Source organism: Streptosporangium amethystogenes (genome assembly GCF_000721075.1).
GTDB lineage: Bacteria > Actinomycetota > Actinomycetes > Streptosporangiales > Streptosporangiaceae > Streptosporangium > Streptosporangium amethystogenes.
Map to the genome: position 1 here is coordinate 1 of NZ_JOEQ01000020.1, position 13,680 is coordinate 13,680.

The 13,680-nt window shown below is 69.4% G+C and carries 9 protein-coding genes; 6 read left to right on the forward strand and 3 right to left on the reverse strand.

Annotated features, from left to right (window positions below):
- Positions 1-426: 426 nt before the first annotated feature.
- Both IG98_RS0125930 and mgrA read left to right on the forward strand, forming a co-directional pair.
- The gene (locus IG98_RS0125930) at positions 427-2,487 is read left to right on the forward strand and encodes a S9 family peptidase (protein ID WP_030917356.1); all 2,061 of its coding nucleotides are present in this window, start codon (positions 427-429) and stop codon (positions 2,485-2,487) included.
- Positions 2,484-3,512 carry an L-glyceraldehyde 3-phosphate reductase gene (gene mgrA / locus IG98_RS0125935; RefSeq protein WP_030917359.1) on the forward strand — a complete coding sequence of 343 codons (1,029 nt, stop codon included), beginning with the start codon at positions 2,484-2,486 and terminating at the stop codon, positions 3,510-3,512. The genes IG98_RS0125930 and mgrA overlap by 4 nt, the downstream gene beginning before the upstream one ends.
- A 66-nt stretch (positions 3,513-3,578) precedes the next feature.
- Here mgrA and IG98_RS0125940 read toward each other — a convergent pair whose 3' ends face one another.
- The gene (locus tag IG98_RS0125940; RefSeq protein WP_245651713.1) at positions 3,579-6,005 is read right to left on the reverse strand and encodes a lysylphosphatidylglycerol synthase transmembrane domain-containing protein; all 2,427 of its coding nucleotides are present in this window, start codon (positions 6,003-6,005) and stop codon (positions 3,579-3,581) included.
- Between the two features lie 475 nt (positions 6,006-6,480).
- Here IG98_RS0125940 and IG98_RS0125945 point away from each other — a divergent pair, with 475 nt between their 5' ends.
- The 3 genes from IG98_RS0125945 to IG98_RS0125955 are packed head-to-tail and all read left to right on the forward strand — an operon-like array spanning position 6,481 to position 11,870.
- Positions 6,481-8,094: a M28 family peptidase gene (locus tag IG98_RS0125945; RefSeq protein ID WP_051752907.1), complete on the forward strand. Its 1,614-nt coding sequence runs from the start codon at positions 6,481-6,483 to the stop codon at positions 8,092-8,094.
- A 29-nt stretch (positions 8,095-8,123) separates the two neighbouring features.
- Positions 8,124-9,818 carry a M28 family metallopeptidase gene (locus IG98_RS0125950; RefSeq protein ID WP_084195657.1) on the forward strand — a complete coding sequence of 565 codons (1,695 nt, stop codon included), beginning with the start codon at positions 8,124-8,126 and terminating at the stop codon, positions 9,816-9,818.
- A 36-nt stretch (positions 9,819-9,854) separates the two neighbouring features.
- Complete coding sequence (locus IG98_RS0125955; protein WP_030917375.1) at positions 9,855-11,870, forward strand: molybdopterin-containing oxidoreductase family protein; 2,016 nt, start codon at positions 9,855-9,857, stop codon at positions 11,868-11,870.
- 17 nt (positions 11,871-11,887) lie between these two features.
- On the opposite strand, the gene IG98_RS0125960 is transcribed toward IG98_RS0125955, so the two are convergent.
- Positions 11,888-12,337, reverse strand: coding sequence for a GNAT family N-acetyltransferase (locus tag IG98_RS0125960; protein WP_030917378.1), 450 nt, complete (start codon positions 12,335-12,337; stop codon positions 11,888-11,890).
- 270 nt (positions 12,338-12,607) lie between these two features.
- On the opposite strand from IG98_RS0125960, the gene IG98_RS0125965 reads away from it, so the two are divergent.
- A complete protein-coding gene (locus tag IG98_RS0125965) occupies positions 12,608-13,072 on the forward strand; it encodes a hypothetical protein (RefSeq protein ID WP_030917381.1) in 465 nt (154 codons plus the stop codon).
- Between the two features lie 128 nt (positions 13,073-13,200).
- Here IG98_RS0125965 and IG98_RS0125970 read toward each other — a convergent pair whose 3' ends face one another.
- Positions 13,201-13,572 (reverse strand): VOC family protein, encoded by a 372-nt coding sequence (locus IG98_RS0125970; RefSeq protein ID WP_030917384.1) that lies wholly within the window; start codon positions 13,570-13,572, stop codon positions 13,201-13,203.
- Positions 13,573-13,680 lie beyond the last annotated feature (108 nt).

Below are 13,680 nucleotides of genomic sequence, written 5' to 3' on the forward strand. Positions count from 1 at the left end.
CAGGCCCGCTTTTTCGTGTCAAACCGGCTCGTTTTGAATCGATTGACTTGATCTTGCAGGTCTTGCTGGAATTTGGCGGCTCCGTTTCCAGAGCAACCCCTTAAACTTACCAGCACCTGAGTGGCTCTGCGAACCGGACTCTGGAACCTTGGGTTTCGAAGGGATTGTCAGCAGACACGACACAAGCCATACGGAAGTCACCGGAGTGATTAGAGTGGTTTGCGTCGGACCCTGCCGACTCCAAAAGATTAGCAGTCCTGCAAGAGCGCTCGGAACGTAACGGCGAACCCCGTACGAGGAAACCTTGGGCCGGCCGGAGGGGCCAAGCCCGGCTCGCGAGCAGCGCGGGCCCGGCATGTCGAGGCCGATCGACCCGACCGAGCGAGTGATCCGAGCACGGACCGGCGGAAACATAGACTCGGCCGAGTGAGCAGCCAGACGCCGCCGACGGCGAAGAAGGTTCCCAGCGAGCGCGTGCACCACGGGGACACCGTGGTCGATGACTACGCGTGGCTGACGGTAAAAGACGACCCGGAGGTGGTCGCCCACCTGGAGGCGGAGAACGCCTACACACAGGAGGCGACCGCCCACCTCAAGCCCCTGCAGGAGACGCTCTTCCAGGAGATCAAGGGACGCACCCTTGAGACCGACCTCTCGGTCCCCACCCGCAAGGGCGGCTGGTGGTACTACTCGCGGACCGAGGAGGGCAAGCAGTACGGCATCCAGTGCCGGGTGGCGGCGGACGGCGAGACCCCGCCCGAGTTGAAAGCCGGCGAGTCGCTCCCCGGCGAGGAGATCCTGCTCGACGGCAATGAGCTCGCCGGAGACTCCGACTTCTTCTCGATCGGCACCAGCTCGGTCAGTCCCGACGGCACCCTGCTGGCCTACTCCACCAACTTCACCGGCGACGAGCGCTTCACCCTGAGGGTGAAGAACCTCGCCACCGGCGAGACCCTCCCCGACGAGATCCCCGGCATCTTCTACGGCGGCGCCTGGTCGGCCGACGGCACGACGTTCTTCTACACCACCGTCGACGAGGCCTGGCGACCCAACCAGGTGCACCGGCACACGATCGGCAGCCCCGCCACGGACGACACGCTCGTCCACGAGGAGGCCGACGAGCGGTTCTGGGTCGGCATCGGGCTCAGCCGAAGCGAGCGTTACCTGGTGCTCTCCTCCGGCAGCAAGATCACCAGCGAGGTCCGCGTCCTGGAGGCCGACGCCCCGACCGGCGAGTTCCGCGTCGTCCGGCCCCGGGAGACCGGCGTCGAGTACGGCGTCGACCACGCGGGCGACCACTTCCTGGTCCTGCACAACCGGAACGCGGAGAACTTCGAGCTGGCCACCGCACCACTCGACGCCCCCGGCGACTGGACTCCGCTGATCGAGCACCGCGCCGACACCCGGCTGCTCGACGTCGACGCCTTCGAGGGCCACACCGTCGTGCACTTCCGCCGGGACGGGCTCACCGGCATCCGCATCCTGCCCCGCGCCGGGGAGGCGTACGAGATCTCCTTCCCCGAGCCGATCTACGACGTGGCCCCGTCGGGCAACCCGGAGTTCGTCACCGGGCGGCTGCGGCTCGGCTACACCAGCATGGTCACCCCGCCGTCGGTCTACGACTACGACCTGGCGGCGCGCGAGCTGGTCCTGCTGAAGCAGAAGGTCGTGCTCGGCGGCTACGACCCCACCGACTACGAGCAGTTCCGCGAGTGGGCGACCGCGTCCGACGGCACCCGCGTCCCGATCTCGATCGTGATGAGAAAGGGCACTCCGCGGCCGGCCCCCACGGTGCTCTACGGCTACGGCAGCTACGAGATCTCGATCGACCCCTCGTTCTCCATCGCCAGGCTCAGCCTGCTCGACCGGGGCTTCGTCTTCGCCGTGGCGCACGTCAGGGGCGGCGGTGAGATGGGTCGCCACTGGTACGAGGACGGCAAGTTCCAGAAGAAGAAGAACACCTTCACCGACTTCGTCGCCGCCGCCGAGCACCTCTCCGCCACCGGCTGGTCGAGCGCGATCGTCGCCAGGGGCGGGTCGGCGGGCGGGCTGCTGATGGGCGCGGTCGCCAACCTCGCGCCCGAGACCTTCGCGGGTGTGGTGGCGGAGGTGCCGTTCGTGGACGCGCTGAACACCATCCTCGACCCCTCACTGCCGCTGACCGTGATCGAGTGGGACGAGTGGGGCGACCCGCTGCACAACCCCGAGGTGTACACGTACATGAAGTCGTACACGCCGTACGAGAACGTGGACGGCCGGGTCTATCCGCCGATTCTGGCGATCACCAGCCTCAACGACACCCGGGTCTTCTACCACGAGCCCGCCAAGTGGGTCGCGAAGCTCCGCGACGTCGCGGACGGCGGGCCGTTCCTGCTCAAGACGGAGATGGGCGCCGGGCACGGCGGCCGCAGCGGCAGGTACGACTCCTGGCGCGAGGAGGCCTTCACCCTCTCCTGGATTCTCGACACGACCAAGGTGACCCAGTGACATATATCGCGGCGGATGACAGGTACGACGGACGCCAGCCGTACAACAGGGTCGGCAAGAGCGGGCTCAGGCTGCCCGCCGTCTCGCTGGGGCTCTGGCACAACTTCGGTGACGACAAGCCCTTCGAGACCCAGCGGGCCATCCTGCGCAGGGCCTTCGACCTGGGGGTGACCCACTTCGACCTGGCCAACAACTACGGTCCGCCGCCCGGGTCCGCGGAGACCAACTTCGGGCGGCACTTCCGCGAGGACTTCGCCCCGTACCGGGACGAGCTGGTCATCTCCACCAAGGCGGGCTACGACATGTGGCCCGGCCCGTACGGTGAGTGGGGGTCGCGCAAGTACCTGCTGTCCAGCCTGGATCGGTCGCTGGAGCGGATGGGGCTCGACTACGTCGACATCTTCTACAGCCACCGGTTCGACCCGGACACCCCGCTGGAGGAGACGATGGGCGCGCTGGACCACGCGGTCCGGTCCGGCAAGGCGCTGTACGCGGGCATCTCGTCCTACTCGCCCGAGCACACCGCGGAGGCCGCGCGGCTGCTGCGGGAGATGGGCACGCCGCTACTGATCCACCAGCCCTCGTACTCGATGCTGAACCGGTGGATCGAGGGCGGGCTGCTGGACGTCCTGGAGGAGGAGGGCGTGGGCTGCATCGCGTTCTCCCCGCTGGCGCAGGGCATGCTGACCGACCGCTACCTGAACGGGATCCCCAAGGGGTCGCGGGCCTCGCTGGGACGCTTCCTCACCCCCGAGATGCTCGCCGAGGAGACGATGCGGCACATCCGCACCCTGAACGAGATCGCGGGCGGGCGCGGCCAGTCGCTGGCGCAGATGGCGCTGGCCTGGGCGTTGCGCGACAGGCGCGTCACGTCGGTGCTGATCGGCGCGAGCAGCGTGGAGCAGCTGGAGAACAGCCTCGCGGCCGTGCGGAACACGTCGTTCGACGCCGCGGAGCTTGAGGCGATCGACAAGGACGCGGTCGAGGCGGGCATCAACCTCTGGGCCAGGTCCAGCGAGGCCTGACCTTCGTCCGTGAGAAAGGCCGCCGGGCCACCTGCCGGCGGTCTTTCTCACGGCACGGGGGCAGGGCTAGAGCGCCTCCTGTCGCTGCAGATGCGCGAACGAGGCCCAGCCGGGCAGGACCGGCAGCCAGAAGGTCAGCAGCCGGAACAGCAGCACGGCCGAGGTCGCCACCTCACCGGGCAGGCCGGAGAGGGTCAGGCCGACCGACAGGGACAGTTCGACGGCGCCGAGGCCGCCGGGGGTGGGGGCCGCCGAGCCGATGGCGTTGCCCGCGAGGAAGACGATGGCGACGGCGGCGAAGTTGAGGGAGCCGCCGAAGGCGCGGACGCAGGCGTCCAGGCAGAGCACGAAGAACAGGGTGAGCAGCAGGGTGCCGCTGAAGCCCTCAATGATCTTCCGGGGCGACTGCAGGACGTCGAGCAGGCGCGGGATGACGCCGGAGAACAGTGAACGGAGCCGCGTGGTGATCATGCGGCGCAGCCGCGGCACACCCACGATGACCAGCACCACCACGGCCACGGCCAGCAGCGTCAGCACGAGCGTGCGCGACGGGGTGAACGACGAGGCGGTGTTGGAACCGGTGACGTAGGCGAACAGCAGGAGCAGCGCGATGTGGAATGCCAGTCCGATGAGCTGGGAGGCACCCACGCTGGCCACCGCCTGCCCCAGGGGGATGCCGCGTTTCTGCAGGTAGCGGGTGTTGATCGCGACCCCGCTCACCGCGGCGGGCGCGACGAGCTTGACGAACGATCCGGCGAACTGGACGAGCACGGTACGGCCGAGGGGCAGTTTCTCCGGTACGAAGCCCCGCAGCATCAAGGCGGCGGCGACGTAGCTCATCATCGCGGCGACCAGTGCCACGCCGGTCCAGCTCCACTTGGCCGACGTGATCATGTTGAGGTTGATCTGGGTCAGGTAGTAGACCAGGAAGTACGCGGCGAACGCGGTGCCGATGATGGTGATCAGGGTCCTGGGGCGGAAGCGCTCCAGGCGCACCTCCTCGGCCTCGGCCCTGGGCGTGAGCTCGACGATCCGCTCGCGGATCTCGGTGAGCAGCCCCTTGTTCTTGCTGAGCGCCGCCCTGGTCTCGCGGGTCAGCGCGATCCGCTGGAGCAGCGGGAGCGCGTCGGCGAGCAGGCCGTGCCCGGCTCCGGCCGCGGCTGCGTTGACCGCCCGCCGGGCTCCGACGCGGAGGCTGAGGTAGGTGAGCAGCTGGGCGATGTCCAGGCGGAGCAGCAGGTCACCGGCGGCGATCTCGCCGCTGCGGGCGTCCGTGAGGATGACCCGGCCCTCGCGGTCGACGTGGATGCTGTCACCGGTCAGCCGCCGGTGGGCGAGCCGCTGGACCTGCAGCAGCAGGACCTGCTCCCAGATCTGGGCGAGCAGGTTGTCGTCGATCTCCTCGTCGGGGATGTCGTCGAGCGTGCGGGTGGGAATGTGCTCGTAGGCGAGCAGCGCGGCCTCCGTACCGATCTCGCTGGTACCGACGAGCCGGGGGGTGCTCACTCCCGCCGCCTGCGCGGCGTACGCCATCAGGGCCTCGCGCTCCAGCTCGGCGCGGAGTGAGCGGATGGCCTTGCGGCGGGTCTCGGAGTTGAGCCGGATGCGCCGCCAGATGCGGTAGAGCACCCCGGCCACCTGGCGGTCCCGGTCGAGGACCGTGACGTCGAGGCGGCTTCCGTTCCTGAGTTCGACGGCGTAGCGGCGGCTGCCCTGGTAGTCGTCGTCGAGCCGATGTGCCTTGACCGGGGCGAAGCCCAGCTTGCGAAGCACGCTGACGACCGCGCTGCCCGGAGGGCGGGTGTTGGGGCTGCCCACGCCGTACAGGGTGGCGTAGCCGACGGCCAGGCCGAGCAGGATGGAGACGACGATGCCGAGGATGGTGGCGGCGAGCCCGGCGAACAGGGCGACGGCGTTGAGCGCGACCGCGCTCCACAGGGCCGCCCGCCAGGTGGGGCGGCGGGATATGCGCACCGCGGTGACGTAGGCGATGATCGGGGTGAGCAGCGTGTTGACCGGCTCGACTCCGGCCCTGCCTCCGGTCATCAGGAGCCTCAGGTCCTCGGGCCCGGCGTGCACGATCCACTCGCCGAGCACGAAGGAGAGCACCATCGCGGCGATGGCCGCGAAGAGCCCCTCGGCCACCCGGAGGCCGTCACGGTGCAGCACCCGCTCGATGGCGAAGGCGATGGGCACGCCGAGCATGGCCGAGGCGCTCAGCACCCCGGCCAGGCCGCTAAGTAGGAACGGCGCCCGGCTGGTGCCGTCGGCGACGTCGCCCTCCAGGCCGTTCAGGGTCTTCTGCGCGACGAGGGCGAGCAGGATGACGGCCACCAGCCCGAGCAGGGTCGCCAGGAACCGCAGCAGGTCCGAAGGGCGACGGATCCGCTGGGGAAGCAGCGGCTCGATGACGCGCATGGTCAGATCGCCGTCCGTCGCCGGCCGTGTGCCGTCGTCGGACGGCGTTTCGTCCAGCTCCTTGATTTCCGTCACCGCCAGCGATTCTGCATGTTCCGCATTACAGCTGCGTCACCGACCTTCTCCCCCAGTGTCCACAATCGGAGCCATACGCATGTCGACGGCTTCCGACAGTCTTGACAGTCTGGCTTCCATCTTGGTGGCTGAAATCAGAAAACGAGGCCACCCGATGACACCGTATGGTGCCCCGGCCGTCGAGCGGGCCGTCGGGAGCGGTCTCGAAGAGATCGTGGACGCCCGCCTCGCGCGATCCCCTCCTCGACGAGGGCGACGGAGCGAGCACAGCGTACCTGTCCGAGATCGAGAATTGACCCTTCCAGCTGCGGGAATACTGGATTTAGCGGGTGCGGGACTGGAAGGCTGCCGTCATGTCCCTTCGCCCGCCCGCAGCCCGCAGGGCCGCGTCCGGGGAGTGGGAACACCTCGTCGCGGTCGCCTCTCACCGCCTTCCCGGGAGCTCGGGCGCTCCATGCACGTTGAGAGGTTCCGCATGAGCACCCGCGCCTCCAGGGGAATGGTGGTCGCGATCACCACGGTCTCCGCCATGGCCCTGTCCACCGTCTCCACCGTGACGACCGGCGCGGCACCGGCTTCGGGAAAGCCCTTTCTCACGACATCCGCACCGGCGTCCGGCGGGTCGGCGGAGAGCCCTCCCGGATCACCGGCCCCACCCCCCGCGGACTCCCCGATAACCCCGGAGGCCAGGGCGTTCGGGCAGTCGATCAAGGTCGTACGCGTCAAGCGGCACCTGGAGAGGCTTCAGGAGATCGCCGACGACAACGGCGGCACCCGGGCCTCGGGGACCCCCGGTTACAACGCCTCGGTCAGCTACGTCGCCGACTGGCTCCGCGCCGCCGGCTACCGGGTCACCCTGCAGGAGTTCACGTTCCCCTTCTTCCGCAACGTCACGTTCCCGCTGTTCCGGCGGATCGTTTCGAATGTCGCCAAGCCGTACATCAACAACACCGATTTCAGGACCGTGACGTACTCCGGCTCGGGGGGCGTCAGGGCACGGGTTCAGGGGGTGGACCTCACCCTGCCGCCGACTCCGAAGCCGAGCTCGACCTCCGGCTGCCAGGCGCGGGACTTCGCAAGGTTCGTCCGGGGGAACATCGCGTTGATCCAGCGTGGCGGCTGCAGCTTCCAGATCAAGGCGGAGCGGGCCCAGGCGGTCGGTGCGTCCGGGGTGATCATCTTCAACGAGGGTCAGGCCGGCCAGGGAGTCGACGACCGCAGGGACCTGGTGCGCGGTTCCCTCGACGCCCCCACCGTAAAGCTCCCGGTCATCTCCACCACCTACGCGGTCGGCAGGGAGCTGTCGGCACGGAGAACGGTCGTGACCCTCGTCACCGACACCGAGAGCGACCTCCGTCGCGCGACACGCAACATCATCGCCGAGAGCGACTGGGGCGACCCGAACAGGGTCGTCATGCTCGGCGCCCACCTGGACAGCGTCCCGGACGGCCCCGGCATCGACGACGACGGTTCCGGGGTGGCGGGCATCCTGGAGACGGCGCTGGCGGCGAAGGACCTACGGGCGCAAAACAAGCTGCGCTTCGCCTTCTGGAGCTGCCACGAATTCGGTCTGCTCGGTTCCAGGCACTACCTGGCCGGGCTCTCTCCCACGGAGAAGGCGAACATCAGGCTCTATCTGAACTTCGACGTGATCGCCTCGCCGAACTACATCCTGGGGATCTACGACGGCGACGACTCCGACCGGGTGGGCGCCCCCGCGGGACCACCCGGCTCGGACCGGATCGAGCGGCTCTTCCAGGCGTACTTCACGGAGACGGGCCGGCCGTACAGAAGCGTCGACGCCGCCATCCGCACCGACTACGGCCCTTTCACCGCGGCGGGCATCCCCTCGGGCGGGTTGTTCACCGGCACCGTCGACATCAAGACCCCGGAGGAGGCCGTGATCTTCGGCGGCCGGGCGGGAGCTCGCTACGACCCCTGCTATCACCTCAGGTGTGACGACATCGCCAACATCAGCGACACCGCCCTGGGGCTGAACAGCGGCGCGATCGCGGCAGCCGCGTTCGTCTACGCCCGGGCCGACGACCTGCCCGGTGGTCACCCCGTTGCCACCGATGTCTTCAAGTAATGCCGTCCCCGATGTCAGAGGAGCCTGACATGAGTGCACGTGCCTTTGGGAGAGTGCTGGCCGCCATCACCGTCGCCTCGGTCACGATCCCGCCCGTCGTCGACACGGCCTGGGCCACGCCCCTGCCCGGAACGGTGCGCGGGCTCGCCGCCTCCGCACCGCTGGACGCCGGTGCCCACGGCCCGCCGGACCTGCCCTCGGAACCGCCTCCGGAGAGCCTCCTGCCGCCGGCCGCCAAGGCGTTCGGGCAGTCGATCAAGCTCGCGTCCGTCAGGCGGCACCTGGAAAGGCTCCAGGAGATCGCCGACGCCAACGGCGGCACCCGGGCCGCGGCCACCCCCGGCCACGAGGCCTCGGTCGCCTACGTCGCGGACAGACTGCGCGCCGCCGGATACCGGGTCACCCTGCAGGAGTTCGGGATTCCCTTCTTCCGTGAGCGGAAGGCTCCGGTGCTGGCGCGATCGTCCCCCGCGGCCGGCGCGTACCTGCCCGGCGTCGATTTCGAGACGATGACCTACTCCGGCTCGGGGAAGGTCACGGCTCCGGTGCAGGGCGTGGACCTGGTACTGCCGCCGGCCCTGAACGCGAGCTCCTCCTCCGGATGCGAGGTGAGTGACTTCAAGGGGTTCGTCCGGGGGAACATCGCCCTGCTCCAGCGTGGCTCCTGTAGCTTCCAGATCAAGGCGGAGCGGGCCCAGGCGGCCGGTGCGTCCGGGGTGGTCATCTTCAACGAGGGGCAACCGGGTGAGGCTCTCGCCGACCGCAGGATTCTGCTGCGGGGCTCGGTCAACACCTCCAGCATCAAGATCCCGATCGTCGGAACCACCTTCGCGGCCGGTAAGGAGCTGTCGGCGCCGGGAACGACCGCGACGCTCGCGGTGGACGCCGAGAGCGACCCCGACCGCAGAACACGCAACGTCATCGCCGAAAGCCGCCAGGGCGCCCCCGACCGGGTGGTCATGCTCGGCGCCCACCTGGACAGTGTCATGGCGGGCCCCGGCATCAACGACAACGGCTCCGGGACCGCGGGCGTTCTGGAGACGGCGCTGGCGGCGAAGGACCTGCGGACCAGGAACAGGCTGCGCTTCGCCTTCTGGGGCGCGGAGGAGCTTGGCCTGCTCGGTTCCACCCACTACGTCGCCGATCTCTCGGCGGCGGAACGGGCGAAGATCAAGCTGTACCTGAACTTCGACATGATCGCCTCACCGAACCACGTCCTGGGGATCTACGACGGCGACAACTCCGACACGGGCCTGGACACGCGTCCGCCGGCCGGTTCCGACCGGATCGAGAGGCTCTTCCAGTCGTACTTCGACGCCGTGGGCAAGCCGCACCAGGACGCCGACTTCACCGGCCGCTCCGACTACGGCCCCTTCATCAAGGCGGGCATCGCCGCGGGCGGGCTGTTCACCGGCGCAGAGGGCATCAAGTCCGCCGAGGAGGCCGCGAAGTTCGGCGGCAAGGCCGGGGCTCCCTACGACAGTTGCTACCACCAGGCGTGCGACACCCTCGCCAACATCGACGACGGGGCGCTGGAGGCGAACGCCTCCGCGATCGCCGCGGCGGCGCACACCTACGCGTACGCTCGCGACCTCCCCGGCGATCCCGTCGCCCCCGGCCCCGCCGGAGGACCGAGAGTCAAAGAACCGAGAATCGGCGGGCCGAGAGCCGGAGGAGGGCTGGGCCACGACCACCGGCACGAGCCTCCCGGGCTGCTCCGGTGACACCCGCGTTCCCCGGGCGCGGCTACAGTCGAGGGCATGTCGTCAGGCGAACTTCGAGTGCTGGGGGCGTGCCCGCTTGACTGCCCCGACACATGCTCCTGGGTGGTGACCGTCCAGGACGGTGAGGCCGTCAAGATGCGCGGCAACCCTGACCATCCCTACACCCGCGGCGCGCTCTGCGTGAAGGTCAACCGCTACCTGGAGCACAGCCGGGCGTCCGACCGCATCCTGCACCCCATGCGGCGGACCGGCCCCAAGGGGTCCGGCAGGTTCGAGCGGATCAGCTGGGACGAGGCCCTGGAGGAGATCTCCGTACGGCTGCGCGGCATCGTCGACGAGCACGGCGGCGAGGCGATCTGGCCCTACCTGGGCACCGGCACGCTGGGATACCTCCAGGGTGCCGAGGGAGTGGCCGGACGGCGGTTCTGGAATGTGCTCGGCGCGTCGAGGCACTTTCTGAACATCTGCTCGTCGGCCGGCAACTCCGGGCTGCGACAGATCTACGGCACACCGGGCGGGATGGATCCGGAGACGTTCGCCCTGTCCCGGCTCATCCTGCTGTGGGGCACGAACACGCTGACCAGCGGGCACCACCTGTGGAAGTTCATCCAGGACGCCCGCGCGGCGGGGGCGCACGTGGTGGCGATCGACCCAATCCGGACCCGCACCGCCGAACAGGCCGACGAGCACCTGCCGATCAGGCCCGGCACCGACGCGGCCCTCGCCCTGGGGCTGATGAACGTCGTGCTCGCCGAGGGGGCCGAGGACCGCGACTACCTGGAGAACCACACGACCGGCTGGGAGAACCTCCGCGAGGAGATCCTGCGCCACCCGCCGGCACGCGTGGCGGAGATCACCGGGCTGGCCGAGTCCGACATCCGGGCCCTGGGGGTACGGCTGGCGCGCATCCGGCCCACCGGCATCCGGGCCACCATGGGCGTGCAGCGGCACGCCGGTGGCGGCACCGCGATGCGCACCATCGCCGCCATCCCCGGCGTGACCGGCGACTGGCGCCACCCCGGCGGCGGGATCGCGTACTCCACCAGCGGGCACATCCACCTGAACATCGACACCCGCGAGGACCTGCTCGCCCGGCCGGTCCGCACCCTCACCATGACCCGGCTGGCCGATCAGCTGGACGAGTCGGTGAAGTGCCTGTGGGTGTACGCGGCCAACCCGATGAGTTCCACCTCCGACCAGAACCGGATCCGCGAGAAGCTGATGCGCGAGGACCTGTTCACCGTCGTGATGGAACAGTTCCCGACCGACACCGTCGACCACGCCGACATCGTGCTCCCCGCCACCATGCAGATCGAGCACGCCGACCTGCACGCGGGCTACGGACACATGTACCTGATGTGGAACTCACCGGCGGTCGAGCCGCCGGGCGAGTGCCTGTCCACCACCGAGACCTTCCGTCGTCTGGCGCGGCACATGGGGCTCACCGAGCCGTCCCTGTACGACTCCGACCTGGAGCTGGCCGAGCAGCTGCTCTCCTCGGGCCATCCGTCGCTCGATGGCATCACGCTCGACCGGCTGCGCAAGGAGGGGTGGGTCCGCCTCAACGTGCCACGGCCGTTCGTGCCGTTCACCGAGGGCTTCCCGACGGCCTCGGGCCGGATGGAGTTCGGTGCGGGGCCCGCCTACGTCCCGCCGCGCACCGCCTCGGCCGCGCCGGGACCGTACCCGCTTGCGCTCATCACCCCCGCCTCCCACACCTTCCTCAACACCATCTTCGGCAACAACCCCGAGTTGCTGCGGCGTTCGAAGGGCCCGCGGGTCCTGGTGAATCCCGCCGACGCCGCACCGAGGGGGCTGAGCGACGGGCAGCGGGCCCGGGTGTTCAACGACGGCGGCGAGTTCGAGGCCGTGGTCGAGATCAGCGAGCGGGTCCGGCCGGGCGTGGTCGCGTCCACCAAGGGGCACTGGCGCAAGCTGAGCTCGGGAGGCACGACCGTGAACGCCGTGGTGGAGGCCCGCGACGCCGACCTGGGCCGTGGCGCCGTCTACCACGACAACCTGGTCGAGATCGGCCCGCACGCCGCCGAGTGACCGGCAGGCGGGAGCGGTCAGGTCAGCGCGAGTTTGTAGCCCTCGTGAGACGCGACGAAGCCGAGGGAGTCGTAGAAGCGGTGGGCGTCCTCGCGGGTCTTGTCCGTGGTGAGCTGGACCAGGGCGCAGCCCCGGGCCCGCCCGCGCTCGACGGCCCATTCCATCATCGTGCGGCCCAGACCCCGCCCGCGCAGCTCCGAGGCGACCCTGACCGCCTCGATCTGCATCCGGAGGGCACCCCGGCGGGAGATGCCGGGAATGTAGGTGAGCTGCATGGTGCCCACGACCTCGCCGTCCAGCTCCGCGACGATCAGCTCGTTGGCGGGGTCGGCGTCGATGGCCTCGAAGGCGGCACGATGCTCCGCGCCGTAGGCTCCCTGGCGGGTGGCCGCGACGGCGTCGTCGGCGAGCATGGCCACGATGAGCGGAACGTCCTCGGCACGGGCGATACGGAAGTTCACCGGCATGGGGGTCAAACTATCCCGAACCGGTGCCGCCTCGGCTCCTCCCGTACCCCTGAGGGCGCTCTCGTGAAGACCTCCGGAGGTCGATCAGATCGGCCGCATGCAGGCTGCGCACCAGTGCGGAGCTGCCGATGACGCTCAGGTCGTTGCCGTCCCGCGCCTTCAACTCCGGTCAATAAGCGGCACGAACGGCAAGCCGATACAGCAACTAGGGGAACAATCAGGGTCGCTCCCCGATGTGAGCAAGGGGGTTCGGGAGGCAGCCTTGATGGCATGAACGACGAACTGACTCGACGTGACGAGATGTCCCTCGCCGGAGCGGCGCTGCGCGGCGCTCCCTGGAAGGCCGCCGCGGTGACCGGCGGCGCGGTGGCCGCCGCCAGTTTCGGGCTGGGGGTGCTCGGCGGTGGCGGGGATCTGACCTGGGCGATGGTGGTCGGCATCGGGCTGTTCTCGCTGATCGCGGCCATCGGCTCGATCAGCAAGCCCAACAGCGCGGACCGGGTGACCCGGCAGGCCCGGCTCTGGGCGCTGCGCCATCCCTGGAGGTTCGCCCTCTACCCCTCGCTCGGTGCCGCGATGCTCATGTATCCGGTGCAGCTCATCGTCGACGGCGAGGGCGTGTTCAGCGCGGCGCTGGACGCCCTGCAGGGCGGGGTCATGGTCTATCTGATCACTGCTGTCCTGGCGCTGACCCTCAAGGGCCGCGGCCAGACCTCACTTCCCGGCGGTCGCTGAACCCCCGGGTGATCGCCGAGCCCCACGGGCGACCGGCCCTCGTGTCGGCCGCCGCCGGCCACCTTCGGTCGCCGGGGCTCGCGGCCCGGCCAAGCCTTTCCGGAGTGACCGGGCCCAAAGCCACTCCGCTAGGCGTACTCGTATCCGGCGCGGCAGACGCAGAACTCGTTGCCCTCAGGGTCGAGCATCGTCACCCAGCCGGTGCCGTCGGGGTTGCGCCTGTCCTCGAAGACCCTGGCGCCGAGCCCGAGCAGGCGCTCGACCTCCTCCTCGCGGGTGCTGCCCGCCGAGCCGGTGAGATCCAGGTGAAGGCGGTTCTTGACGGTCTTGCCCTCGGGAACCTTGATGAACAGCAGATCCACCCCGCCGCCCTGCAGGAGGATCTCGTCGTCCTCCTTCTTCGTCTCCGGGTGGAGCTCCCCGCCGGTGGCGTCCCGCCAGAAGGTCGCCAGTTCGTATGGCTGGGCGCAGTCGAAGGTCACGTATTGAACAACAATCATGCGCCCACCCAACCCGACACCATCAAAACCGTCAAGCTGGTTTCAGGCACCCTTTTCCGGAGCGGGGCCGCCCGATCGCGTCGTACGGCGCGTTCGGGCAGGCGTACG

Bases quoted from the DNA above. Each gene is read 5' to 3' on its own strand.
- IG98_RS0125955 (WP_030917375.1), top strand. From the start codon at position 9,855: ATGTCGTCAGGCGAACTTCGAGTGCTGGGGGCGTGCCCGCTTGACTGC.
- IG98_RS0125945 (WP_051752907.1), top strand. From the start codon at position 6,481: ATGAGCACCCGCGCCTCCAGGGGAATGGTGGTCGCGATCACCACGGTC.
- IG98_RS0125970 (WP_030917384.1), bottom strand. From the start codon at position 13,572: ATGATTGTTGTTCAATACGTGACCTTCGACTGCGCCCAGCCATACGAA.
- IG98_RS0125965 (WP_030917381.1), top strand. From the start codon at position 12,608: ATGAACGACGAACTGACTCGACGTGACGAGATGTCCCTCGCCGGAGCG.
- IG98_RS0125950 (WP_084195657.1), top strand. From the start codon at position 8,124: ATGAGTGCACGTGCCTTTGGGAGAGTGCTGGCCGCCATCACCGTCGCC.
- IG98_RS0125960 (WP_030917378.1), bottom strand. From the start codon at position 12,337: ATGCCGGTGAACTTCCGTATCGCCCGTGCCGAGGACGTTCCGCTCATC.